Genomic DNA, 23,628 nt, shown 5'->3' on the forward strand with positions numbered 1-23,628 from the left:
TGATCGCGTGTGGCCGTCTGTTTCTGTGGGGCCTACGTGGGGGTTCAGGTGCTGCTCTACGTGGGGTCTTCCGCTGGGTTTCCGCTGCTGTTCTCCGCGTGGGTCTGCTGCTTGTCTCCTGCGGGGGGCTGTCATCTCGCGGGCTGTCATCTCGCCGTCGGATTCCGCAGGCGGAAGAACTCCTTCCAGCCGGTGCCGTTCCGTTCCGGGGTGAGGGCCTCGTTGATGCCGCTGGCGCCGGGACTGCGGCGGGGCAGGCCCGTCGCCTCCGGCACCGGCGGCGGTGGGGGCGGGGCCGGTTCGCGGGGGCGGATGCCGGATCCGTCGGACGGCAGCCGGACCGGGATCGGCCGGGGCGCTTCACCGCACTCCAGGAGCCCCTCGCCCAGCATCCGGGCCACCTCGACGGTGACGGTGTAGACCCCGCGCCCGGTACGGAAGGCGAGGTCGCGGGCGGTGCGCCGACCGTCGGCGTGGGCGAGCAGCTCGCGTTGCAGCACGCCGAGCCGGGCCGCCGCGTAGGACAGGGAGGCGGGCACGGGCCGCTCCCGGTCCGGGCGCACCGGGTACGGCAGCTCCAGCAGCGCGCCGAGCTTGCGGGACGCCGTCTGGAGCAGCCGGGTGGGCGGCTCGCCCACCACGACCGGAGCGGGCGGCGGCCCGGCCACCGGGCCGCGTTCGCAGCCGTCGACGCTGCCCGCGACGACCGCGAACGCGGCGTCCTGGAGAGCCATCGCGCAGACCACCCGGAGCTGTGCGGCCCCCGCGTAGCCGTGGGCGATCAGCCCGGCGGCCGGCCAGCGCGCGCCGCCCGACTCACGTACCAGCCCGGCCCACTCCTCGCCGCCGATCCGGCCGGAACGCAGCAGCAGCGCCTCGGGCGCGGGCGCGCCCGGCGACTCGACCGCGACGACCAGCCCGCCGTGCAGATGGAAGGTGCCGCCGGGCGAACCGAAGACGCGCACTTCCCCGGTGAAGCCGTCCCGGCCGCACGCGGCAAGGTCGCGTGCCAGCAGCTCGTAGCCCGACATCACTCCCCCAGGGCCTCTCGCACATACGCCTGACGCGTAGCGCTGAGGAGGGAATGTGTATCAGTCCGGGCGCATATTCCCGGGAGGGATTTCCGACCTGCCCTCAGCTGACGGAAGTTGCTCCGCCGATGGGCTCAATTCGCTTTGTCGAGAGCCCATTTGACCGATTGGAGGACGCCCGTTTTCCTCAGTGCGCCTCGTCCTCGGGCGTCGGAGAGGGCGCCTGAGAGGGCGCCGGGGACGCCTTCGGGGAAGCCGCCGCCAAGGCCGCGGGGGCCGCCACCGGCGCCACGTCCGCCGCTGTCGCGCCCCTGGGCCGTGGCGCGTTCCGGAGGGTCTGCTCGCGGGAGTAGCTGTGCAGATAGCCCACCACCGTGTTCGTCACGGCCACCAGGGGCACCGCGACGATCGCACCGCCGATGCCCGCCACCATGCCGCCCGCGGCGACCGTCAGGACCACCGCCAGCGGGTGGACCCGTACCGCGCGGCCGAGGATGAACGGCTGGAGGATGTGGCCCTCGATCTGCTGGACGGCGAGCACGACCGCCAGGGTCATCACCGCGGTGAACACGCCCTGCGTGACCAGCGCGACCACGACCGCCAGCGCGCCGGAGGCGACCGCGCCGACGAGCGGGATGAAGGAGAACAGGAAGATGAAGACGGCGAGCGGGACGGCCATCGGCACGTCGAGGAAGTAGATGCCGAGCCCGATGAAGATCGCGTCGATCAACGCGACGATCACCGTGCCGCGCACATACGCGGTGAGCGTCGCCCAGGCCCGCGGGCCCGCGCCGGCCACACCGGGCCGGGCCGCGGCCGGCACCAGCTTGAGCGACCACTCCCAGATCCGCTTCCCGTCGTAGAGCAGGAAGATGGTCGAGAAGAACGCCAGGAGGATGCCGGTCAGCCCCTCGACCACGACGGTGACGCCCTCCAGGCCCGCCGAGGTGATCGAGTCCGTGTTGTCGCCGATGGCGTCGCGCAGGTTCTTGGCGATGCCGTTGATCTGCTTGTCGGTGACGTGGAAGGGGCTGTTGAGCAGCCAGCGGCGCAGGTCGTCGATGCCGTCCTGGACCTGGTCGGAGAGGTTGTCGATGTTCGCCATGACCTGCCAGGTCACGAACCAGCCCATCAGGCCGATGACGACGAACCCGAGGATCGCCGTCAGCGCGGTGGCGGCGCCCCCGGGAACCCCCGCCCTCTTCAGCCGGGCCACGGTGGGCTCGAGCAGCGCGGTGAGGAGCAGAGCGACCACGAAGGCCATGACGACGAGTTGGACCGCGCTGATGACCTTCATGAGGACCCAGACGGTCCCCGCGAGGACCAGCAGCCGCCAGCCGGCCTCGGCGGCGACCCGGACCCCCCACGGCACGGCCTGCGCGGGATCGGGACGCGAGGCGAGGGGCGGGGGTTCCTCCGGGTACGCCTCGGGGGACGGTGCGGCGACGTCGAGCGGCTTCGGTTCCGGCTCGGCGGTGCCCTCGCGTCCCTCCCGCTCGACCTCGGCGCGCCGTTCGTCGAGCCGCTCACCCATCTCGCTCAGACCGGCACCGAGCCGTCCGAGCCACCCTGGAACTCGCGACATGATCCGTCCTCTTCCCCCGTCTTCCCCCACCACTCCCCCTGGAGTCGTCGGTCCCCGGCCGTACCGACCGTACAGGGCGAAAGCCCCTCCCCCTATGACGGGGAGGGGCTGTGCGGGGTTGAGCGGCCGTGGCGGCTCCGGCTCAGTAAGAGCCGTTGGCCAGCCAGAAGTTCCAGGCGTCACAGGGACTGCCGTAGCGGTCGTTCATGTAGTTCAGGCCCCACTTGATCTGGGTGGCCGGGTTGGTCCGCCAGTCGGCGCCGGCGGACGACATCTTCGAGCCGGGGTAGGCCTGGACGAGACCGTAGGCGCCGGACGAGGGGTTGACCGCCCGGTAGTTCCAGGTGGACTCGTGGTCCACGATGTTGCTGAAGCACTGGAACTGACCGCTGGGCACCATCCCGCGTGCGATCGCCTGGACCTCGGCGACGGTGTACGACGCCTGCTGCGGGAAGTCGCCGGCCGACGAGGTCGCGGCGAGGTCGGTGCTCGCCTTGGTCGCCGCGGCCGCCTTGTCCTTCTTGTCCTTGGCGGCCTGGACGGCTTTCGCCTTGTCCACGGCGGCCTGCTGCTTGGCCACCGCGTCCTTGGCCGCCTGCTTACGGGCGGATTCCTCCGCCGTCTTCCTGGCGGTGGTGTCGGCGGCGATGGCCTGGACGTCGGCCTGGTGCGTCAGCGAGGCCGTCTGTACCTGGGCCTGCTGGCCTACGGGTAAGTCCGAGAGGAGGGTCGAATCGCCCGCCGTCGCCTCGGCGTCGTCGCCCGGCTGGGCCACGCTGCCCTGGGCGACTCCCATGACAGCGCCCACAGTGGTGACCGCCGTGGCCGAGGCCACGGCGAATCCCCGGGCCGATATCCGGCTCACGCGGTTTCCTTCTGTCGTGCCGACGGGTGGAGTACTGGGCGACCAGGGCCGCACGGGCTCAGTACCAGTGGTTGGCCTGCCAGAAGGACCACGCCTCACAGGGGCTGCCGTACCGGCTGTCCATGTAGTTCAGGCCCCACTTGATCTGGGTGGCCGGATTGGACTGCCAGTCGGAGCCGGCGGACGCGTACTTGCCGGCGGGCAGGGCCTGGAAGAGTCCATAGGCACCCGACGAGGCGTTCACGGCGTGGTAGTTCCAGCTGGACTCGTGGTCCACGATGTTGCTGAAGCACTGGAACTGGCCGCTGGGCACCATCTGCGCCGCCATCGCCTGGATCTGCGCGATGGAGTAGGAGCCCTGGATCGGGAAGTCGCCCGCGCTACGGCTGGCCTTGGCCTTGGCCTCCGCGCGGTCCTTGGCAGCCTTCTCGGCGGCCTCCTTCTTCGCGATCGCGGACTTGGCGGCGGCCTTTCGGGCCGCTGCCTCGGCATCCTTCTTCGCGCCCTCGTCCGCGGCGATGGCCTGTACGTTGGCCTGCTGCGTGAGGGACGCCGTCTGCACCTGGGCCTGCTGGCCCACGGGTATGTCGGCGAGGAGCGTCGCGTCGCTTGCCGTCGCTTCTGCGTCGTTGGGCTGCGCGACACTGCCCGAGGCAACGCCGACGACGCTTCCGACAGCGGTGACCGCCGTGGCCGAGGCCACTGCGAATCCCCGGACCGAGATCCGGCTCACACGGTTTTCCTTCCAGCATCGCCCGCTTCGGTGACCCTGGCGGACGCAATCGTGCCCCTGACGCTGGTCTCCGCACTGCGGGGTCACAGGAGACACGGGCCCGGTGGGCGACTCCCGGTGAGGGAGAGCCACGTGATGCACGGGCGGCATGCGACGGTCGGTATGGAGTTGAAGGTGATGCTCAAGCGGTGCCGTACTGCTGGGGGCACAGATGTGTCGCATGCGGGGCCTGACAGGACTGAGACTTTGCCGTAACCAGACTGCGCAAGGCAATTCCGAGTTGCGTGTGAAAGCTCACACCTGTGGGGACCCCTGGGATTTCGCGAAACCCCCACAAACGCCGGCGCCGCCCGACTAGGCTCACAGCCTTTGTCGGACGGCGCCAACTACCGCTTGGCCCCCGTCAATTGGGGCGGGTCATTCAGATCTGCCCATCCTCCAGCATTTCGGTCACAAGCGCCGCGATCTGGGACCTCTCGGACCGGTTCAGCGTGACGTGTGCGAAGAGCGGATGCCCCTTCAGTTTCTCGACGACGGCGACCACACCGTCGTAACGCCCGACCCGGAGATTGTCCCGCTGCGCGACATCGTGGGTCAGAACCACCCGGGAATTCGCGCCGATTCGGGACAGAACGGTGAGAAGCACATTCCGCTCGAGGGATTGTGCCTCGTCGACGATCACGAAGGCGTCGTGAAGGGAGCGGCCCCGGATGTGGGTCAGGGGCAGGACCTCCAGCATCCCGCGCGCGGTGACCTCTTCGATGACCTCGCGGCTGGTGACCGCGGACAGCGTGTCGAAGACCGCCTGCGCCCAGGGACCCATCTTGTCGGCCTCGGACCCGGGCAGATAGCCCAGTTCCTGTCCGCCCACCGCGTACAGCGGCCGGAAGACCATCACCTTCTGGTGCTGGCGGCGCTCCAGGACCGCCTCCAGACCCGCGCAGAGCGCGAGCGCGGACTTGCCGGTGCCGGCCCGGCCGCCCATCGACAGGATTCCCACGTCCGGGTCGAGCAGCAGATCGAGCGCGATGCGCTGCTCCGCGCTGCGGCCCTTGATCCCGAACGCCTCCCGGTCGCCGCGCACCAGACGGACGTTTCCGTCGGCGGTGACCCGGCCCAGGGCCTTGCCCCGCTCCGACTGGATGGTCAGACCGGTGTGCACGGGAAGGTCGGCGACCTCGGGCACGTGGATGTGCCCCTCCTCGAAGAGGATGTCCACCTGCTCACCGGACAGGGTCAGTTCGGACATTCCGGTCCAGCCGGAGGAGCCCGTGATGGCGAGTTCGGCGCGGTACTCCTCCGCGAGGAGGCCGACCGAGGACGCCTTGATCCTGAGCGGGAGGTCCTTCGACACGACCGTGACGTCGAAACCCTCGGCCTGGAGATTGCGGGCGACCGCGAGGATGCGGGAGTCGTTGTCACCCAGGCGGTAGCCGGAAGGCAGCACGCTGGGGTCCGAGTGGTTGAGCTCGACACGGACGGTGCCGCCGAGTTCCCCGATCGGGATGGGGGCGTCGAGGCGACCGAACTTCACCCGGTAGTCGTCCAGCAGGCGCAGTGCCTGCCGGGCGAAGTAGCCGAGTTCCGGATGGTGCCGCTTGGCCTCCAGTTCCGTGACCACGACGATGGGGAGCACCACCTCGTGCTCGTCGAAGCGGGTCAGGGCGTTCGGGTCGGCCAGCAGGACGCTGGTGTCGAGAACATAGGTGCGCCGGTCTGGCATACGGCGCTTTGTGCTGGTCACCACGGAAGGACGTACCCCCTCGGATGAGGTCGGGGAGCGACGGAGTGGAGCTGGACCGGTCGTCGGCCGCTTCGCACGGGCCGAGAACCGGCCCCCCGCTGCTTCTTCCGTGCCGTGACCGCACGGTCGGGCTGGTGCAAAGGGCCTCCCGGGCGGACGGCCCCGTGCCGTCCGCTGAGATCCGACACCCGTGGTTCGGGCGTCGACCTGCTTGGCTTATGCCCTCGAACATGCGCCGCCATGCCACGGCATATGACGGCGTGCCGGTGAACTCCTTGTTACATCCGCCCCGAACGGGGTACACGGGACGCCCTCGAAGAGCGTCCGCCGGCCTGTGCCTCAGCCGCCGTAACGGCGGTGGCGCGCGGCGTAGTCCCGTAGGGCACGCAGGAAGTCCACCTTGCGGAAGGCCGGCCAGAAGACCTCGCAGAAGTAGTACTCCGCATGGGCCGTCTGCCACAGCATGAATCCGGACAACCGCTGCTCGCCGCTGGTGCGGATCACCAGGTCGGGGTCGGGCTGGGCGCCGGTGTAGAGGTGGCGGCCGATCAGGTCGACGCTGACGGAGTCCGCGAGGTCCTCCATCGAGGTGCCCCGGTCCGCCGCGTCCACGATCATCGAACGCACGGCGTCGGCGATCTCCTGGCGACCCCCGTACCCGATGGCGACGTTGACCAGTATCCCGTCGACGTGCGCCGTGGACTCCTCGGCCACCTTCAACGCGGTCTGCACATGGGAGGGGAGGATGTCGGGGGTGCCGACGTGATGGACACGCCAGCGGCCGTCGGCGGCGAGGGTGCGCACGACGTCCTCGATGATGCCGAGGAGCGGGACGAGTTCGTCATCGGGGCGGTCGAGGTTGTCCGTCGACAGCAGCCAGAGGGTGACGACCTCGACGTCCGTCTCCGTGCACCAGCCGAGGAACTCCTCGATCTTCTCCGCGCCGGCGCGGTGGCCGTGCTCGGTGGTGGAACCCGAGGCCTTCGCCCAGCGTCGGTTGCCGTCCATGATGACGCCGATGTGCTTCGGCACCTGAGCGTGGTCCAGGTGACCTTCCACCCGGCGTGCGTACAGCCTGACCAGAAGGCCGCGCAGCTTGTCGCGCAGGTTCACGTGATTGTCAGCCCCTCCGTACGGTGCGGTCCCCGCGGGGCGCAGCCTACCCCTGCGGGGCCCGGAGCGTTGACTGGGGTGGGAGGCGGGGCCCCCGTCCCGGGACCGTACCGACGAGCGCGGCGACCGGACCGGGGACAAAAAAAACGGGCCGGTCCGTGGGGGGGAGACGGACCGGCCCGAGGGGGGGTTTCCACCATAACCCTTCGTAAGTGATGCTGCGTGCATCGGCGCGCCACAACTACTCTCCGAAGTCGCCCGGCGACGCGCCGGTGGCCAAGGAAGGCGTTGTTCGTGGGTGTTCATGGCCGGAACACAGCGGATTCTTAGGAGAATGGGCCCGATTGCCGTGGGAAGTAGAGGTTTTGGAGCGGCTTGAGCCACGGTCGGCCACTTGTCCCTCCATCCCTCCGACGGGCTACTCGCCGACGAACGTCCGCTTGACGCGGGTAGCGCATCGTGGCCCCCCGATGCCGGGACTCCGGGAGGCGGGGGTCGGGTGCGGGGAGGCCGTGAGCGGTTCCCGGCCAATTCGCTGACGGACCGTCCACGGCGCGCCGAAACGTCGGCACGACCGGGCTCGGCGAGGCCGCACTCGGCACGACCGGGCTCCGCACGACCCGGCTCCGCACGACCCGGCTCGGCACGACCGCGTTCGGCACTACCGGGCTCGGCGTGTGCGCGGTGGCCGCGCTACGGGCGGCGGGCCTCGAAGAGGTGTCGGGTGCTGTGCGCGACGAAGGGGCCGTCTGCCTCGATCTGATCGTGCAAAGCGCGGAGTCGGGGCCGGTAGGCCTCCACGGTGAAGCCCGGGACCATCCACACCACCTTGCGCAGGAAGTGGACCACCGCGGCGATGTCGTGGAACTCGACGCGGAGCCGTTCCGTCCGCAGGCCGACGATCTCCAGCCCCGCCGCCTCCGCCCCGGCCCGCTCACACTCGGGATGCCGGGAGCTGCTCACCTCCTCCGGCTGCGGCCCGAGGAAGTACTCGACGAGCTCGAAGACGCTGCGCGGGCCCACGTGCTGGGCGAAATAGGTCCCGCCGGGCTGGAGCACGCGGGCGATCTCGCCCCACAGGGGTCGCACCGGATGCCTGCTGGCGACCAGGTCGAAGGTGGCGTCCGCGAAGGGCAGCGGGGCGTCCTCCGGGGACGCGACGACCGCGATGCCGCTCGGGCGCAGCAGCTCGGTGGCCTTGGCGACGTTCGCCGGCCAGCCCTCCGTGGCGACAGTGAGGACGGGGGCCTTGGGAGCCACCCGGCCGAGCGCGAAGTCCAGGACCTCGCCGCCCCCGGTCTGCACGTCGAGCGCGGCGTTCGCGCCCGCCAGCCGCCCGGCCAGCGACATCGCGTACCCCCAGGAGGTCCTTGCCTCGGTGGCCCGCCCCTCGAACCAGGAGAAGTCCCACCCTTCGGTGGGAACGGCTGCGCCTTCGGCGAGGAGTTCTTCGAAGGTGGGGCGCCGGTCGTGGTCGTCGTCCTTCATGAGGCGATCGTCGCAGAGGCAGGGGGGCGGGCGCCGGTGCTTTTCCCGCGGGACGGACAGTCACCGACGCGTCGTACGAAGGTCGTACGCGGCCTGCGCCACGGTGCGGCTGGGACGCCTTCGGTCAGGACGACCCTCCCGTCCGGGGCGGTCCGGTCCGCGGCCGCGAACCGGCGACGACCTCCCTCAACCGCACGTCGTCGACCGCCGCCCGCTCACCCTGATGCCACCGCGTCGGTTCGACCCGCCTCGACCGTGACCCGCGTGCCCGCCCGCACCCCCCACCCCGCCATGGCCCCCGCCTCCGCCTCCAGGACGTGCCGGGCGCGCAGTCGCGGTCGGCCCAGGCGGCCGGGGCGCATCGTGCGGACGGCGAGGACGGTGAGGTCGCGGGACAGGTAGGCGACGTCGATGGGGATCCGCATACGGAAGGTGTGGATACCGGAGGCGGGGGACAGCAACAGCGCGCCGTCGAGGGAGTCCCGGCCCAGCAGCCCCTTGGTGCGGGCCCGGTAGGAGGTGGCCACCTCCAGCGGGACGGTCGCGATCGCCCCGCCGTCCCCGTGCACCGTCAACCGACCCCGCCCGTCGCGCCACCGCCTCATGTCCCACCCTTCGCGTCCCTCACGGCCTACCCTTCCCCACGTCCGGTGAGTCCGCCCGCACGCCGAATCTGCGAGGTGCGTGATGCGCAAGATCGTCCTGATCGTGTCGGTGTCCCTGGACGGGTACATCGAGGGCCCCGATCACGACATCTCCTGGCATCGCGTCGACGACGAACTCCACCAGCATTTCAACGACCTCGTCCGTGGACTGGGCGGCCTGCTGTCCGGCCGGGTCACCCACGAGCTCATGGCCGGGTTCTGGCCCACGGCCGACGCCGACCCGGAGACCCCCGCGGTCATGGCCGAGTTCGCCGGCATCTGGCGGGACATCCCGAAGTACGTGTACTCCCGGACCCTGCGGCACGCCGACTGGAACACGACGATCGTCCGCGAGGTCGTCCCCGAGGAGGTCGACGCGCTCAAGCGGCAGCCGGGCGGCGACCTGAGCCTCAGCGGGGCCAATCTCGCCGCGGCCTTCCTCCGCCACGACCTCGTCGACGAGATCCGCCTCTACGTCCACCCGGCCCTCATCGGCCGCGGCACACCCCTCTTCCCCCAGACCGACGCCACGACCCTCCTCGAGCTGATCGAGACCCACACCTTCGGCAACGGGGTCGTACTGCTGCACTACCGACGGGCGCCCGGCGAAGAAGTGACGGCCGGTACGGAAGGGGCCGGCAGGCACGAATGAGCCGGACATCCCGGCTGACCTCGCCATCGGCGAGTGAGTCGGTCTCTGCCGCTCAGCTCGTCGTGCGGGGGAACGTGACCTCCACCCGGCGGTTCTTCTTGCGGCCGGCTTCGGTGGAGTTGTCGGAGATGGGGTACTGCTCCCCGTAGCCGCGGACCTCGAAGGTGATGTTCGGGTCGTTCAGATCGCCGGCGAGTTCCGCCTGGACGGCGTCCGCCCGCTGCTTCGACAGGACGTCGCCGTGAGCGGAGGAGCCCAGGTTGTCCGTGAAGCCGAAGACCCGGACCACGGTGGTGTTGTTCTGCTTCTTGATCTCCCCGGCGATCGTGGCGATACGGGCCTTCGCCTCGGTGCCGAGCTTCGCGCTGTCCTTGCCGAAGAGGACCTCGGCCTGGAGCGCGAACGTCACGTCCGCGTTGGTGTCCTCCCGGCGTTCGTCACCCGACTCGTCCTCGACGACCTGCTTGATGTCGAGCACCTTGGGCTCGGCGAGGGTGCCGCCCTCGGGGAGCTTGAGGTCGGGGTCGTTGGGGTCGACCTCCACGGGCGCCGTGGCGGTGGGTTCGGTGCCGGGCGGGACGCTGGGGGTGGTGTCGGCTTCGGCGGCAGGGGCCGTGCCGATGATCACGAGGGTGGCCACGGCCACCGCCAGAGCGAGACGTGGGGTCATGATCGGCCTCACCCGGAGATCTTGATGACCCCGCTGGGGAACAGCGGGAGTTGGAAGGAGACGTCCGTCGAGCTTGCGGGAGGCGCGGGGAACTGGAGGAAGACGTCGATGGATTCGCCGGCCTTGAGGGTCGAGAAGCCGGTGGTCGTGAGGGGGCGGCCTTCGGTGTCGCGGAGGACGTAGTAGCGCTTCTTGCTCTTGGAGTCGACGAGGGTGGCGCCGCCCAGGGACAGTCCGTTGTTGATGATCTCGGTTTCGTTGCCGCTCAGGGCGGACGGGATCACCGCTTCGGCCCCGCTGTCGTTCTTCAGGGCGCCGTTGACAGTGACGAAACCGCCTGAATCGCGCACGGCGGACGTGATCTGGAGCAGTAGCCCGCTCGGACCCTTCAGCTCGGCGATCGGATCAGCCGACTCCCCCTCCTGCGGGTTCGGCTGCGATCCACCGGTCTGCGAGGCGGACGACGAACTCTGCGGCTTCTTGTCATCGTCGCCCCCGCCGCCGCAGGCGGTCGAGCCGACTGCCAGCCCGGTCACCACCGCGAGCGCGACCATCCCCCTGCGGGCTTTCGCAGTGAACCGCATGCTCATCACTCCGCTTCTTTCTGCACTCGTCGATCGCACATCAGTCGGTGGCCAGGTGGACGTCGAAGAGATCCTCGGGTCCGGGCAGATCGGTGAGATCGGCCGGGTCCAGCTCCCAGTCCTCACCGTTGCAGGTGAGCGTCGGCAGCACGTCGTCCTCGGCATCCTCGCCCGGCGGTTCACCCGACGGCTCGACCGGCGGCTCGGACGGCGGGTCGGACGGCGGGTCGGACGGCCGGTCGGACGGCGGGTCGGACGGCGGGTCGGACGGCGGGTCGGACGGCGGGTCGGACGGCGGGTCGAACGTGCACAGGGGCTCGATCACCGCGGTGGCCGAGGCGTGTGCCTTCGTGGTGCTCGTCACAGGAATCACGGAGTCACCCGCAGACTTGTTCGCCTGGACTGTGACCTCGTAACTCAAAAGGCCTTTCGGTACGCAGTGAACGTCGCCCGCATCGTTCAGCGCCGCCAGCTGGTCCGCCCGCCAGCATGCGTCGTCCCCGCCGTTCCCTTCGAAGATGCCCTGCCACTTCGTCGGGTCCCGGACGTCCGCCTCCCACAGATCGGCGAGGCCGTCCCTGGTCTCCTGAGCGGCCGCCAGCGCTGCCGCGTCCGCCGCGGTCTGGGCGCCGTTCCGGTTCACCGCTGCCTGGCCCACCGCGAAGTACGCGAACGCCAGAAAGAGCAGGCCCGCCACCACCGTGATGTAGATGGGGAAGACCTGCCCTGCGTCGCCGTACGTCCGCTTGCGGAGTTGTGTCAGGGTGCCACCTTGGTGATCTGGGCCCTGAGTTTGTCCACGATCGTCTGACCCAGGTTCGTGTTGGCGATGAGGACCACGATCGCCACCACCACCGCGATGATGCCCAGGTACTCGACGGCGGTCTGTCCCCTGTCGTTGTCGGCGCGGCGTCGTACGGCCCGCGCCGTCGTGTTCGTCCAGCCGCTCACCCGGACCTTGGCCGCGACGGCGGTCTTCAGCAGCAGGTCGCTCATGGCGTTCCTCTCCGTTGGTGGCGTGACCGGCACCGTATGACCGTGCGGCCGCCTCGGAGAAGGGCCCGTGGGCCCAATCCCGGGCCCAGGGGGGAGTCCGTCGGAGTCTCATGAGGTCACCGCCGTGCCCAGCCACTTGGCCGCGGCCTCGGAGCGGCTGCTGCTGTGCAGCTTGGCGAAGATGCGGTTGATGTGGTTCTTGACCGTCTTCTCGCTGATGAAGCAGGTGGCGGCGATCTGCTGGTTGTTCATGCCCGACGCGATGAGGTCCATGATCTCCGCCTCCCTCGCGCTGAGTCCGAACCTCGCCCTGGATACCGGTGACGACTGTCTCACGGTTGGTTGCAACTGCGAAAGTGCTTCCGGGGAACTCGCGTAAAATAGGGGAGATGAGTCCGCTTCGGCGTGTGCAGTCGCATCGCTTCGCAGGTGCGCCAGTACGGCTGTCGCCGCCGTCGGGGTGAAGTGGGCCCGGCCCCGGGTGACGTCCCGCACCGCCGACACCAGCTCCTCCACGGTGAACTCCCCGTGGACCAGGTAGCCCCCGGCGCCGCCGCGCAGGGCCGCCTGGACGATCTCGGCCTCGTGGCTGTACGTCAGCATCACGACCCGGGCGATCCCGGCCAGGTGGGGCAGCGCCGAGAGGCCGTCCACGCCGGGCATCCGGACGTCCAGGAGGACGACGTCGGGGCGGTGCCGGAGCGTCGCCTCGTAGGCCTCGCGGCCGTCCGCCGCCTCCGCGACGACCGTGATGTCCTCCCGGCCGGAGAGCAGGGCGGTCAGGCCCGCGCGGACCACCGGGTTGTCGTCGGCCACGACCACGCGCACGGGAGTAGGGCGAGGTGGTGGCGGGAAGAGCGGCTGCTCGACGCCGGGGCGGGGGAACGGTCGGTCCGGCATCAGGCGACCTCCTCTCTGGGTGGGGCGGGTCACGGGGTCGGTGGAGCGAGCGCGGTCAGGGGGAGTTCCAGGCGCACCTCGGTGCCCCGGGAGTCGTGGCCGTGGCCGATGCGGATGCGGGCGCCGACGGAGGCGGCCCGCTCGACCATGCCGACCAGGCCGAAGTGGCCGGTCCGGCGCAGCTGTTCGAGGGTGGCGTCGGGCGGGAGGCCACGGCCGTCGTCGCGGACGCTCAGGGTGAGGAGTTCTCCGTTCACGGCCGCTCGTACCTCCACGTGGGTCGGGGCCGCGTGGCGGTGGGCGTTCTCCATGGCCTCCGAGGTGATCGTGAGGAGCTGACGGGCCACCGCGGGCGGGACGGGGAGCGTGGCGCGGTCACCGGAGGCGTGGTAGCTGACCGGCAGGCCCGTCCGGTCCCCGAACACGTCGGTGCGGGCGGCCAGTTCCGGCAGGATGTCGACGACCTGCGCCGGGTCCGGCACCTCGCGGAGGTCGGTGAGGAGTTCGCGGGACTCGGCGGCGGCGCGGCGCGCGGCCCGGGCGACCAGTTCGGCGTGTTGCCGCACGATGACCGGGTCCATGCCCGGCGAGCCCGCCGAATGGGCCAGGGCGTCCGCCGCGAGGGCCACCCCGTGCAGCGTCTTGGCCACCGAGTCGTGCATCTCGCGGGCCAGTCGGGCGCGTTCGGCGGCGACCGCCTCGGTGCCGGCCAGGCGGGCCTTGACGGCGGTCAGCGCCTGGGTGGCCGCGCCGAAGCGGAGCATGAGGTGGCGCAGCGACGAGCCCATCGCGCCGGTGATGACGCACAGGCCCGGCAGCAGCAGCCTCTCGGCGGGGCTCACGCCGAACTCCCGCACAAGGGTCGCGTGGACGAGCAGCAGGATCAGGGACTGGAGTGACGCGAAGCAGGCGGCGCCCCGCCAGCCGTAGACGATGCCGGCCAGCAGCGGGGTGCAGACACTGACGTAGGCGAGCGTGGTGTCCGGCCCCGCCGAGATCAGCAGCAGGGTGCCGAACAGGGTGTCCACGGCCAGCAGGGAGGGGTGGCGCAGAAGGAGGGGGCCGAAGCGTTCCCAGTCGCGGAAGAGAACGTACGAGCCCATGAAGGTGACGACCACGGCCGCGCCGACCAGGCGGGTGCCCAGGCCCGGGGCGGCGTTCAGGAGCGCAGCGGGGGCGGCGAGCGCGATCATCGCCAGCCGGAAGCCGAAGACCTGGCGGCACATCGCCTGCAGGGCGTTGACCTGGAGTGACACGTCCTCCTGTATCGGCACCCCGGCGGCAGCGTCACCCACCGGGACGCTCACCGCCCCGGTGGCCGCGGGCCCGCCGCTCACCGACCCGCCACTCACCGGTCCGGTGGCCGCCGAGCCGTTGGCCGCCGGTCCGCCGCTCACCGGCCCGGTGGCCGCCGAGCCGTTGGTCACCGACCCGCCGCTCACCGCCCCGGTGGCCACCGAGCCGGTAGCCGTCGCCGCCGTGCTCACCGAGGCCGTGGCCATCGCCCCCGTGGTCACCGAGTCGGTGCCCACCGGGCCGCCGCTCGCCGGGGCCTTGGTCTCCGCCGGGGCCTTGGTCTCCGCCGGGGTCTTGGTCTCCGCCGGGTTCGGGCGGCCGCGCCTCAGTACTCCGCCGCGTGTCCGTGTCGTCGCCGTCGTCATGGCTGTCATGTCGTCCGCCTACTCGCCCGTGATCGAGCTGAAGTCCGTGCCGGAGCCGAGCAGCATCCCGGCGCCGAGGAGGAGCATCGTCGCCGGGACCATGAACGTCGTGATCATCAGCGTGGCCTTGGGGACCGCTCGGGCCGCCTTGCGGCGGGCGTTCTGCGCGTCCGTCCGGCGCATGTCCTTGGCGATCGAGACGAGTGTGTCGACGATCGGCGCGCCGAGTTCCTCGCCCTGTTGGAGCGCCGTGACGAACATGGCGACCTGCTCGGAGTCATTGCGACGGCGCAGTTCCTGGAAGGCCTCGCGGCGGCTCACGCCGAGGTCCATCTGGCGCAGCGTGATGCGGATCTCGTCCGCCCACGGGCCCTCGTACCTGGACGCCACCCGGTCGAGGGCCTGCCGGAAGCCGAGGCCCGCGCTCACGACCACGGCGAGTACGTCGAGGAAGTCCGGCAGGGTCCGTTCGATGGCGTCCTTGCGGACCCTGATCGCGGACCAGATGCCGACCTCGGACCAGAACACGCCGAAGGCGAGCATCAGCACCGCGATGAAGAAGCTGCCCTGGAGCAGCGCGGCGAACGCGCCGAGGGCGCCGATCGCGCCGTAGACCGCGCGCCGGGCGGCGTAGCGGTCGATCGTGAGGCCGCCCGGGTTGCCCGCGAGGTCGATCCTGCGCCGGTACCGGGTGACCTGCTTGGGGCCCATCAGACGCAGGACGGCGGGCGCGTACCGCATGCCCATGCGGTCGACGAGCGAGCCCACGGCGCCGGTGCGGGTCGAGCCGACCTCCAGGGCCAGCGCGAGGTCGGTGGGCAGCTTCACGTCGGCCCGGTACATGCGGATGCCGGCGAACATGCCCCAGACGCTGAGGCCCACGGCGAGTGCGAGCAGAAGTTCCATCCCCTACGCCACCTCCTGCTCAGACGTCGATACGGGACATGCGGCGGATGAGGACGAAGCCGACCGCGTAGAGGCCGAACGCGATGATCACGCAGGCCTGGCCGACGGCCGATCCGGTCATGCGGTCCAGCGTTCCGTCCTCGACGCTGTTCATGAGGAACAACGCCCCGACCCCGAGCGCCGGCACCGCGTAGGACGTCATGTGCACCTGCGACAACTGGGTCCGCACCTCGCGCCGGGTCTCCTTGCGTTCCTCCAGGGTCTCGGTCAGGTTCCGCAGGGCCCCGACGACCTGGCCGCCCGCGCGGTTGGAGAGGACCAGGGTGGTGACGAGGACGACCAGTTCGCGGGAGGGAAGCCGGTCGGCGAGTTCACCCAGGGCGTCGTCCATGGAGTGGCCCACCGCCAACTGGTTGGCCACCTTGGCCAGTTCCTCGCCCGCCGGGGCCTCCAGCTCCTCCGCCGCCATGCCGATCGCGGTGCGCAGCGCCAGGCCCGCGTGGGTGGCGTTGGCCAGGATGCGGGCCAGTTCGGGGAGTTGGTTGATGAACTTCTCGATGCGTTTCTGGCGTTGCCAGTTGAGGAACTGCCAGGCCGCCCAGACGCCCAGGAGGCCGGCGATCGGCCCGAAGAAGGGGGCCAGGGTGGCCTGGCCGATCAGCCACAGGCCGGTCACCGTCGCCAGCATGGAGACGAAGAACTCACCCGGCGTCACGTCGAGTCCGGTCGCCGCCAGTTTGCGTTCCAGCCTGCGGCCCGGCTCCGTGCGGCGCAGTCGGCGGTCCAGGCCGCGGAACCGGCGCCGGCGGCCGGTGCCGGACAGCCCGCCGGTGTAGGAGAGGCGTTCCACCAGCTCCGCCCGCCGGGCCCGGCCCTGCCCGTAGGCGTGCAGGCCCGCGACGGCCAGCGCGCAGGTCAGCAGGGTCCCACCGGTGGTGAGGGCGATCAGGGTGTCGAGGTCCATCAGCGTTACCGGGCTTCCCTTGTCGTCAGTTCGTGTGCCGCGTGGGCGACCCCGAACGCCTGCGGGATCGGCTGGCTCGCCATGTACAGGCGGTCCGCGGTGCGGCGTGGGAGGGGGAAGTACTCGAAGGCGCCGTGGACCCGGCCGTCGGCGGACATCGGCCGGGCGTTGAAGCGGGCGATCGTCGCCAGCCGGTACGGCTCTCCGCCGTGGCTGTCGAGGAGGGCTATCTCGGTGATGCGGCGGGCGCCGTCGGCGAAACGGGTGAGCTGGACGACGACGTCCACCGCGCTGTTGATCTGGTCGTGCAGCGCGACGAAGGGGATCTCGACGTCCGACATCGAGGCGAGGGTCTGGAGGCGCATCAGGGCGTCCTCCGCGCTGTTGGCGTGGACGGTGGCCAGGGAGCCGTCGTGGCCCGTCGACATCGCCTGGAGCATGTCGAGCGACTCGCCGCCGCGGACCTCGCCGACCACGATCCGGTCCGGGCGCATCCGCAGGGAGTTGCGGACCAGGTCGCGGATGGTGATGCGGCCGTTGCCCTCGACGTTCGGGGGCCGTGACTCCAGGCGGATCACGTGCGACTGCTGGAGCTGCAGTTCCGCCGAGTCCTCGATGGTGATGATGCGTTCGCCGTCCGGGATCAGGCCGGAGAGCGCGTTCAGCAAGGTCGTCTTGCCGGTGCCGGTCGCGCCCGAGACGATCACGTTGAACTTGGCCTGCACCAGGCCCGCCAGCAGGTACAGCATCTGCTCGTCCAGCGAGCCGAAGCCGATCAGTTCGTGGAGGGTGAAGGAACGCGGGAAGCGGCGGATGGTGAGGGTGGGGCCGGTCAGCGACAGGGGCGGGATGATGACGTTGACCCGTTCACCCGACGGCAGCCGCGCGTCGACCATCGGGTTGGTCTCGTCGACCCGGCGGTTGACGGTGGAGACGATGCGTTCGATCGTCTGCATCAGCTGGTCGTTCGACGCGAAGCGGATGGGGAGTTGTTCCACCCTGCCGCTCCTCTCGACGAAGATCGCGTCGGGGCCGTTCACCATGATCTCGGTGATCGAGGCGTCTTCGAGGAGGGGCTCCAGGATGCCCAGGCCGAGTGCCTCGTCGACGACCCGGCGGATCAGCTGTGAGCGTTCCGTCGTCGACAGGACGGGGCCCTCGCGGCTGATGATGTGCCCCAGCACCCGCTCAAGCCGCGCCCGGCGCTCGGCCGCCGCCAGCGAACTCATCTCGGCGAGGTCGATCTCCTCCAGCAGCTTGGCGCGGTAGGAGGAGACCAGGTGGCCGTCCTCGCCCCGGCCGCCGTTCTCCTCGGGCGAGGTGATGCGTGCCCGCAGGCTCATCTCCGGTGCCTCCTCGTGGACTGCGTGGACTGTGTGGACTGTCCGGAGCGCGTGGACTTCAGTGGTCGACGGGCATCGTGGCCGTCTTGTGCGCCTCGCCGAAGTCCCCGATGCCGGGGATCACGGAGGGGATGGTGACGGTGGAGGTGACCCGCACCTCGTCGCCGAGGTACGCCGACGAGCAGCTCGCGTTCAGCCAGCTGCTGGCGGCCTGCGCGCAGTCCCCGGCGAAGTCCTCGCGGAGCGACGCGCTGCGCGCTCCGGCGCGCGCCGCCGTCCCCGCCTGCTGCGCCGCGTACGCGATCAGACCGAGCTGTACGGCGGCCAGGGCCACGAGGAGGAGGAGCGGAAGGAACCCGAGGTACTCCAGGGCCACCTGGCCCCGGTCGCCGCCACCCCGGCGCCCACCCCCGCGTCCGGCCCCGCGCCCGGCCCTGTCCCTGCCGGGGCACCTGCCCCTGCTCTCGCTCCCGCGCCTTCGACAGGACATCTCAGTCGTCCTCTTCCTCGACCGCGCCCGCGTGACCGTGCACGGTTAACGGGAAGTTGATGGTGCCGGGGAAGAGGACCGGGACCTTGAGGGAGACGTCCGCCGTCACGTACCCCGAGGACGAGCAGCTCACCGTGGCCCCGGACCGCCACGCGTCCGACAGCTTGTCCAGCCCCGCCTGTTCGCACACTGCCTGCCGCTCCCCCCGGTGCGCCGCCGTACCGGCCCGCACCGCCTCGTCGGCAGCATTCCCCGCGAGCGTGAACGTGTACCCCACGAGGACGAACTGCCACACCACCACCAAGGTCACGATGATCAGTGGTGTCATGCCGAGGAACTCGATGGTGACCTGGCCCCGGTCGCCCGCCCGATGTCGCCGCATCCCGTTCACTCCCTCCGCCGCCGGAACCCGGCCGCGCCCCGGTCCCCGCCGCGGGCCCGTCCGCCGGCCCTGCGCACGAGGGCGGTCTCCGGTGCCTTGACCAGCCCCAGCTCCCCCGCGAGCGCCCACAGGGCCTGCCGGACGGCGCCCTTCGCGTCGAGGGCGTGGACGCGGCCGGCGTCCACCGCGGCCTGGAGTTCCCGGAAGTTGGCGGGGACCGTGGTCGCGGCGATCGCCGTGCCGGTGATCTTCTGGATGAGCGGCGGCTGGATCTCCGTACCGCGGGTGTGGCGGTTGACGACGACGGTCGTCTCCTCGGCCTTGCGGATCTGGAGCCGGTCCCACATGCGCACGGTGCGTTTGGCGGCGCGGACGGCGACGACGTCGGGGGTGGTGACGAGCAACGCCCGCTCGGCCAGTTCGACGACGGCCGCGCCCGCGCCGCTCAGCTGGGCGCCGCAGTCGACGACGACGACCTCGTAGCGGGAGCGCAGGACGCCGATGATCTGGCGGGCGGCGCGGTCGGTGACCTCCTCGCCGCGTTCGCCCTCGCCGGGGGCGAGGAGGAGGGCCACTCCCGAGTCGTGGCGGAAGACGGCCTCGGCGAGGATGCGGGGCGAGATGTCGGTGATGGCGGCCAGGTCGACGACCGAGCGGCGGAACTGGACGTCCAGGTAGGAGGCGACGTCGCCGGACTGGAGGTCGAGGTCGACGAGGGCGGTGGTGCGGCCGGACGCCTGGGCGGCCAGCGCGAGCTGGACGGCCGTGAGGGTGGCTCCCACGCCTCCCTTCGCGCCACTGACCGTGACGACGGTGCCGCCGACGCCGGTGAACACCTCGGCGCCGTGGCCGAGATGGCGTCGTACGCCGACCGACCACTGGGCGACGGCCTGGACGCGGTTCGCCAGATCCTCGTAGCTCAGCGGGAGGGTGACCAGGCCGCGGGCGCCGGCGTCCATGGCGGCGGCGAAGAGGCCGGGGCCCGCGTCGGTGGTGACGAGGACGACGCCGACGGCGGGGAAGCGCAGGGCGACCTCGCGGACCAGTTCCAGTGCCGGTACGGGGCCGATGCGTTCGTGGACGACGACGACCTCGGGCAGTTCGTCGACCGACTCGGCCGCGAGCCGGGCGAGGGTGTCCACGAGCTGTGTGGAGTCGGACACCGGGGCGACCGGCTCGGCGTCCGGCAGCTGGCTGAGCAGGGTGGTGAGGGAACGGACCGCGTCCGCGTCGCCGACGGCCGGGAGGATCCTCGTGGGCATGGGCGGCGGCCTCTCACTTGTCCGTGACGAGTTCGTAGGTACGGTCCTGGTCGGGGACCGTGGTGTCGCCGCCGGGTGCGACGAGGGCGAGGCGGACGCGCTTGGCGAAGGACTCGGCGTACGTGATGCGCTGGGCGTCGAGGGTGGACAGCGCGAAGGTGATGGGGACCGCGTCGGTGGGCGACTGGCTGCGGTCCTTCTCGTCCGGCTCCAGGGCGGTCAGTTCGCCGACGTCGAGGACCCGGGCGTTGGTGACGATGATCTTCGACTGGTCGGGATCGCTGGCGCGGGCGCCCTCGAAGGTGGCGTAGACGTTGACGGACGAACCCGGGGTGATCTTGCCGGCCACGCCGGTGGCCGCGTCGATCATGATGGCGACCTCCTGCTGGCCCGGCTGGAGCGCGGGCTGCTCGACGATCATGTCGCTCTGGAGCAGGGAGCCCTTCTTCAGCGTCGTCACGGCGATCTTGCCGCGGATGGCGGCCAGGTCGGTGACGGCGTTCTCCGACAGCCAGCGCTCCGGCATCTCGATCTTCCTGAACTGGCCCGCGCTCAGGGTGGTGTAGGGCGCGACGTCGGAACGCAGCTCGTACGCGGTGACCTCGGGGCCGACCTTGGACTTCACGTCGTTGATGACGGACAGGACGCCGGCGAACGCGCCGAGGGCGCACACCACCGACAGGAGCAGGAGAATCACGCCGCGGCGCTGACGGGAGTTCATTGGCCCTACAACCTCGTTGGGGGTCGGGTCGAGCGGACGGGAACAGGCGTGCGGGTCGAGCTGCTTCAGCCGCCCGCGGTGAGCGCGCGGGCGGCGGGGCGGGCGGTGAGGTCGGCGGCGGGCGGCGGGGTCGCGGAGCAGAAGACGCAGCGGTCGCCGATGACGTCGATGCCGCACCAGTGGCAGACGCTCTGCCGCACGGACGTGACCAGCTGGTACAGGACGGACAGGTCGGGCAGGTAGGCGCAGAACTCGATCGCCTTGCCGGTGCCCCACCAGTCGGCGGACTCGGCGGGCAGTCGCGTCTCGCGCAGTCCCTGCACCTTCCAGGCGGGGGCGAGGACGTCGGTGACCCAGTCGGACTGGAACTGCCCACGGGCGACGAGCAGCCAGGTGCCGAACTCCGGTCCGGGCAGGGCCGTTTCCGGGGTGGCCTTGACCAGTTCCGGCTGCGGGTGAGCGAGCACGCCGAACTGACTGCCCGGGACCCATGACCTGGCATGCGACTTCAGGCCGACCACGGGCACCCGGTCGAGGCGGGCGACCGAGCCGAGGAGCGCGCCCGCGTGGAGGTAGTGGGTGAGCAGCCGGCCCGCGGAGGCGAGGACGCCGGGGCCGAGGTCGCAGGAGGCCAGCTGGCGCAGCTGGCGGGCGAGGACGGCCACCGCGAGCGGCGGAAGGTCGGGGCGGAAGAGCGCGATGCGGTCGCTCTCGAGGAGGGAGCGGATGGTGTGCAGTCGCTGCTCCACTGCGGCGGGCGCGGCCCGCGAGTAGAGGACGATCACGTGTCCGTACTGGTCGACGAGGGCCTGGACGGCGGCGAGGGCGCGCTCCAGCGGCTGCTGGTCGAGGCCGGCGAGAACGGCGGCGGGCAGCGTGCGCTCGTCCTGCGGCGGCAGCGCCAGGTCGGTTCCGGTCACGGCAATGGCTGTTGGCACGCGCAGCTCCCCGATTCCCGCGGTCCCGGCCCACCGGCGTTACTCCGGTGCACCGGGGTGACTTCATTGCGTGACTACCTCAGCACTGTATCCACGCCCCTGTGGCCGGAGAACAGCTTTCCGTGACTGGCAAGCAACTCTTCTTCGCGCAAGTCACGGCAAATCGGGGCAGGTTAGGCATGCCCGCCTCCACCGCCCCTGCACAGCTGGACCTCTTGACAACAGAATTGGTCTGGACCAACTTACTGTCATGTCCCCACTCAAACGAACGACACGACTCTGGTCGGGAGCCGCGGGCGTCATGGCCGCCGCCCTCGCCCTGTCCATGACGGGCGCGGCTCAGGCGTCCGCCGCGGACCTGAACAACGCCAAGAACGCCGGCTTCGAGTCCGGCATCGCCAACTGGACCTGTTCGGCGGGCAGCGGCACGACGGTCTCGTCCCCGGCGCACACCGGCGCCGCCTCGCTGAAGGCGACACCGGCCGGACAGGACAACGCCCGGTGCTCCCAGACCGTGGCCGTGAAGCCCAACTCGACGTACACGCTGAGCGCCTGGGTCCAGGGCGGCTACACGTACCTGGGCGTGACCGGCACGGGCACGACGGACGTCTCGACCTGGACGCCGGACTCGTCGGCATGGAAGCAGCTGTCGACCACCTTCACCACGGGCGCGTCGACCACCTCGGTGACGGCGTACACGCACGGCTGGTACGGCCAGGCGGCGTACTACGCGGACGACGTGTCGGTGTACGGCCCCGACGGCGGCGGAGGCGGCGACCCGGCCCCGACGGTTCCGGGCGCGCCGGGCGGCCTCGCCGTCTCCGGTACGACGTCGTCGTCCGTGTCCCTGTCCTGGAACGCGGTGTCCGGCGCGACGGGGTACTCCGTCTACCGCGGCGGCACGAAGGTGACGGCGGTGACGGGGACTTCGGCGACCGTGACCGGCCTGGCGGCCTCGACGTCCTACAGCTTCCAGGTCACCGCGACCAACGCGGCGGGCGAGTCGGCGAAGTCGACGGCGGTGAGCGCGACGACCTCGACGGGCAACACCGGGGGCGGAACACTGCCCAGGCACGCCGTGACCGGCTACTGGCAGAACTTCAACAACGGCGCGACCGTCCAGCGGATCTCCGGAGTCTCCTCCCAGTACGACATCATCGCCGTGGCCTTCGCGGACGCGACGACGACGCCGGGCGCCGTGACCTTCAACCTGGACTCGGCCGGCCTGGGCGGCTACACCGTGGACCAGTTCAAGGCGGACATCAGGGCGAAGCAGGCGGCCGGCAAGAAGGTCATCGTCTCGGTGGGCGGCCAGAACGGCACCGTGTCGGTGAGCGACCCGACGTCCGCGACGAACTTCGCGAACTCGGTGTACACCCTGATGCAGACGTACGGCTTCGACGGCGTCGACATCGACCTGGAGAACGGCCTGAACGCGACCTACATGTCGCAGGCGCTGCGGTCGCTCTCGTCGAAGGCGGGGTCGGGGCTGATCCTGACGATGGCCCCGCAGACGATCGACATGCAGTCGACGTCGAACGGGTACTTCCAGACGGCGCTGAACGTGAAGGACATCCTCACCGTCGTCAACATGCAGTACTACAACAGCGGTTCGATGCTCGGCTGTGACGGCAAGGTCTACTCGCAGGGCTCGGTGGACTTCCTGACGGCGCTGGCCTGCATCCAGTTGCAGGGCGGCCTCTCCCCGTCCCAGGTGGGCCTGGGCCTGCCGGCCTCCACGAGCGGCGCGGGCAGCGGCTACGTGTCGCCGACCGTGGTCAACAACGCCCTGGACTGCCTGGCCAAGGGCACGAACTGCGGTTCCTTCAAACCCTCGAAGACCTACCCCGACCTGCGGGGCGCGATGACCTGGTCGACGAACTGGGACGCGGCGGCGGGCAACGCGTGGTCGGCATCCGTGGGGCCGCACGTGCACGGACTGCCGTAGGGCTGCGC

General features: G+C 70.8%; 23 protein-coding genes and 1 pseudogene. 2 read left to right on the forward strand and 22 right to left on the reverse strand.

Annotation, left to right across the window (positions count from 1 at the left end; all coding sequences use genetic code 11):
• Positions 1–146: 146 nt before the first annotated feature.
• From ACIPFH_RS09870 to ACIPFH_RS09905, 8 genes are all read right to left on the reverse strand, one after another.
• The gene (locus ACIPFH_RS09870; protein WP_401824711.1) at positions 147–1,031 is read right to left on the reverse strand and encodes a MarR family transcriptional regulator; all 885 of its coding nucleotides are present in this window, start codon (positions 1,029–1,031) and stop codon (positions 147–149) included.
• Between the two features lie 187 nt (positions 1,032–1,218).
• The gene (locus ACIPFH_RS09875; RefSeq protein WP_401824713.1) at positions 1,219–2,616 is read right to left on the reverse strand and encodes an AI-2E family transporter; all 1,398 of its coding nucleotides are present in this window, start codon (positions 2,614–2,616) and stop codon (positions 1,219–1,221) included.
• Positions 2,617–2,758: 142 nt separating this feature from the next.
• On the reverse strand, positions 2,759–3,481 hold the full coding sequence (locus ACIPFH_RS09880; protein ID WP_401824715.1) for a transglycosylase SLT domain-containing protein: 723 nt from the start codon (positions 3,479–3,481) through the stop codon (positions 2,759–2,761).
• A 58-nt stretch (positions 3,482–3,539) separates the two neighbouring features.
• Positions 3,540–4,214 (reverse strand): transglycosylase SLT domain-containing protein, encoded by a 675-nt coding sequence (locus ACIPFH_RS09885; protein ID WP_356256206.1) that lies wholly within the window; start codon positions 4,212–4,214, stop codon positions 3,540–3,542.
• 421 nt (positions 4,215–4,635) lie between these two features.
• Positions 4,636–5,961 (reverse strand): PhoH family protein, encoded by a 1,326-nt coding sequence (locus ACIPFH_RS09890; RefSeq protein ID WP_028806556.1) that lies wholly within the window; start codon positions 5,959–5,961, stop codon positions 4,636–4,638.
• A gap of 336 nt (positions 5,962–6,297) precedes the next feature.
• Entirely contained in the window at positions 6,298–7,071 is a 774-nt protein-coding gene (locus ACIPFH_RS09895) for an isoprenyl transferase (protein WP_401824717.1), read from the reverse strand.
• A 693-nt stretch (positions 7,072–7,764) separates the two neighbouring features.
• A complete protein-coding gene (locus ACIPFH_RS09900) occupies positions 7,765–8,559 on the reverse strand; it encodes a class I SAM-dependent methyltransferase (RefSeq protein ID WP_401824719.1) in 795 nt (264 codons plus the stop codon).
• A 215-nt stretch (positions 8,560–8,774) separates the two neighbouring features.
• Positions 8,775–9,164, reverse strand: a complete 390-nt coding sequence (locus ACIPFH_RS09905; protein ID WP_401824720.1) for a DUF192 domain-containing protein — start codon at positions 9,162–9,164, stop codon at positions 8,775–8,777.
• An 82-nt stretch (positions 9,165–9,246) separates the two neighbouring features.
• Between ACIPFH_RS09905 and ACIPFH_RS09910 the strand changes: the two genes are divergently transcribed.
• The gene (locus tag ACIPFH_RS09910) at positions 9,247–9,855 is read left to right on the forward strand and encodes a dihydrofolate reductase family protein (protein WP_401824722.1); all 609 of its coding nucleotides are present in this window, start codon (positions 9,247–9,249) and stop codon (positions 9,853–9,855) included.
• 52 nt (positions 9,856–9,907) lie between these two features.
• Here the strand turns inward: ACIPFH_RS09910 and ACIPFH_RS09915 are convergent, their stop codons facing one another.
• The 14 genes and pseudogenes from ACIPFH_RS09915 to ACIPFH_RS09980 all read right to left on the reverse strand — a co-directional run bounded on the left by ACIPFH_RS09915 (position 9,908) and on the right by ACIPFH_RS09980 (position 21,672).
• Positions 9,908–10,525 carry an OmpA family protein gene (locus ACIPFH_RS09915; RefSeq protein WP_356256667.1) on the reverse strand — a complete coding sequence of 206 codons (618 nt, stop codon included), beginning with the start codon at positions 10,523–10,525 and terminating at the stop codon, positions 9,908–9,910.
• 8 nt (positions 10,526–10,533) lie between these two features.
• A complete protein-coding gene (locus ACIPFH_RS09920; RefSeq protein ID WP_401824724.1) occupies positions 10,534–11,115 on the reverse strand; it encodes a hypothetical protein in 582 nt (193 codons plus the stop codon).
• A gap of 592 nt (positions 11,116–11,707) precedes the next feature.
• Positions 11,708–11,809, reverse strand: a pseudogene (locus tag ACIPFH_RS09925) (pilus assembly protein TadG-related protein); the annotation flags it as partial.
• 59 nt (positions 11,810–11,868) lie between these two features.
• Complete coding sequence (locus tag ACIPFH_RS09930) at positions 11,869–12,105, reverse strand: Flp family type IVb pilin (protein ID WP_401824726.1); 237 nt, start codon at positions 12,103–12,105, stop codon at positions 11,869–11,871.
• 108 nt (positions 12,106–12,213) lie between these two features.
• On the reverse strand, positions 12,214–13,005 hold the full coding sequence (locus ACIPFH_RS09935) for a response regulator (protein WP_401824727.1): 792 nt from the start codon (positions 13,003–13,005) through the stop codon (positions 12,214–12,216).
• A gap of 29 nt (positions 13,006–13,034) precedes the next feature.
• Positions 13,035–14,666, reverse strand: a complete 1,632-nt coding sequence (locus ACIPFH_RS09940) for a histidine kinase (RefSeq protein WP_401825130.1) — start codon at positions 14,664–14,666, stop codon at positions 13,035–13,037.
• Between the two features lie 18 nt (positions 14,667–14,684).
• Positions 14,685–15,572, reverse strand: a complete 888-nt coding sequence (locus tag ACIPFH_RS09945) for a DUF5936 domain-containing protein (RefSeq protein ID WP_356256652.1) — start codon at positions 15,570–15,572, stop codon at positions 14,685–14,687.
• A gap of 19 nt (positions 15,573–15,591) precedes the next feature.
• Positions 15,592–16,536: a type II secretion system F family protein gene (locus ACIPFH_RS09950; protein ID WP_401824729.1), complete on the reverse strand. Its 945-nt coding sequence runs from the start codon at positions 16,534–16,536 to the stop codon at positions 15,592–15,594.
• A gap of 5 nt (positions 16,537–16,541) precedes the next feature.
• Positions 16,542–17,879, reverse strand: a complete 1,338-nt coding sequence (locus ACIPFH_RS09955) for a CpaF family protein (RefSeq protein ID WP_401824731.1) — start codon at positions 17,877–17,879, stop codon at positions 16,542–16,544.
• A gap of 58 nt (positions 17,880–17,937) precedes the next feature.
• Complete coding sequence (locus tag ACIPFH_RS09960) at positions 17,938–18,255, reverse strand: TadE/TadG family type IV pilus assembly protein (RefSeq protein ID WP_356256644.1); 318 nt, start codon at positions 18,253–18,255, stop codon at positions 17,938–17,940.
• 115 nt (positions 18,256–18,370) lie between these two features.
• Positions 18,371–18,751 (reverse strand): TadE/TadG family type IV pilus assembly protein, encoded by a 381-nt coding sequence (locus ACIPFH_RS09965; protein ID WP_401824733.1) that lies wholly within the window; start codon positions 18,749–18,751, stop codon positions 18,371–18,373.
• A 5-nt stretch (positions 18,752–18,756) separates the two neighbouring features.
• A complete protein-coding gene (locus tag ACIPFH_RS09970) occupies positions 18,757–20,013 on the reverse strand; it encodes a CpaE family protein (RefSeq protein WP_401824734.1) in 1,257 nt (418 codons plus the stop codon).
• A gap of 13 nt (positions 20,014–20,026) precedes the next feature.
• Entirely contained in the window at positions 20,027–20,734 is a 708-nt protein-coding gene (gene cpaB, locus ACIPFH_RS09975) for a Flp pilus assembly protein CpaB (RefSeq protein ID WP_356256635.1), read from the reverse strand.
• A gap of 65 nt (positions 20,735–20,799) precedes the next feature.
• Positions 20,800–21,672 (reverse strand): hypothetical protein, encoded by an 873-nt coding sequence (locus ACIPFH_RS09980; RefSeq protein ID WP_401824736.1) that lies wholly within the window; start codon positions 21,670–21,672, stop codon positions 20,800–20,802.
• Between the two features lie 250 nt (positions 21,673–21,922).
• Here ACIPFH_RS09980 and ACIPFH_RS09985 point away from each other — a divergent pair, with 250 nt between their 5' ends.
• On the forward strand, positions 21,923–23,620 hold the full coding sequence (locus ACIPFH_RS09985; protein WP_401824738.1) for a chitinase: 1,698 nt from the start codon (positions 21,923–21,925) through the stop codon (positions 23,618–23,620).
• Positions 23,621–23,628: the final 8 nt, after the last annotated feature.

Source organism: Streptomyces sp. NPDC088157 (assembly GCF_044741545.1).
Taxonomy (GTDB): Bacteria; Actinomycetota; Actinomycetes; order Streptomycetales; family Streptomycetaceae; genus Streptomyces.